The sequence below is a fragment of the Gilliamella sp. B3464 genome (genome assembly GCF_026536145.1).
Classification (GTDB): Bacteria; Pseudomonadota; Gammaproteobacteria; order Enterobacterales; family Orbaceae; genus Gilliamella.
Genome location: NZ_JAFNOQ010000037.1, coordinates 1 through 705 on the forward strand (window position 1 = coordinate 1; position 705 = coordinate 705).

The following is a 705-nucleotide window of genomic DNA, read 5'->3' on the forward strand; positions in this document are numbered from 1 at the left end:
CAGTTTTTTATAAACAATAAAGTAAAAGGAATAGATTTATCCACATCATGTAATCAACCTATCTATGGATAATAGTGAAGCCATCTATTACAATACGTTAAAGTACAGCGATCTGATGTAGGTAGATTTATTCAACTTAATCCGCTACATCAGCTTATGCAAACTTAAATGAAAGAAATTCATAACAAGGGTCAAAAGGAAAATTGGACACAAAAGCAATATAAAGAAACCATAAAGAAACAAATAAAAACAAAAAGAATTGAACCACGTAGTGGAAAACTATTTTAAATAAAAATTCAATTAAGCATTTTAAAGGATGTTGTTATGATTTATGAACTTATGATATCTTCTTGTTATCCTGATCGTTATTGGTTCCAATATGTCTCAACAGGAGATGATTATTACGAACTTTTACAATGCAAAAAGATTCAATCGAATAACCCAATAGTTTTTAAATTAGAAAAAAAAGTAAGTGAAAAACGTTTATTCTCTTATGATATTTATTTCAGTAGTGGTCCTGTTTTTATCTCGCCTAGACTTGCCAATTTACTTTCAAGCAATCAAGATTTTTTAAATGATGTCCAGCTAATAGATGCAACTATAACTGTTAATGGTTGCAGCTATTCTGGTTATAAAGTATTAAATTTTCTTCGTTTAATATCCTGTATTGATATGAATAAATCTGAATATGTACCAATATTAGAT

At 27.9% G+C, this 705-nt stretch carries 1 protein-coding gene; it reads left to right on the forward strand.

Annotation, left to right across the window (positions count from 1 at the left end; genetic code table 11):
* Positions 1–324: 324 nt before the first annotated feature.
* Positions 325–705 (forward strand): hypothetical protein (locus tag J3U57_RS12695; RefSeq protein ID WP_267345007.1); only part of this gene is annotated, 381 nt, incomplete at its 3' end.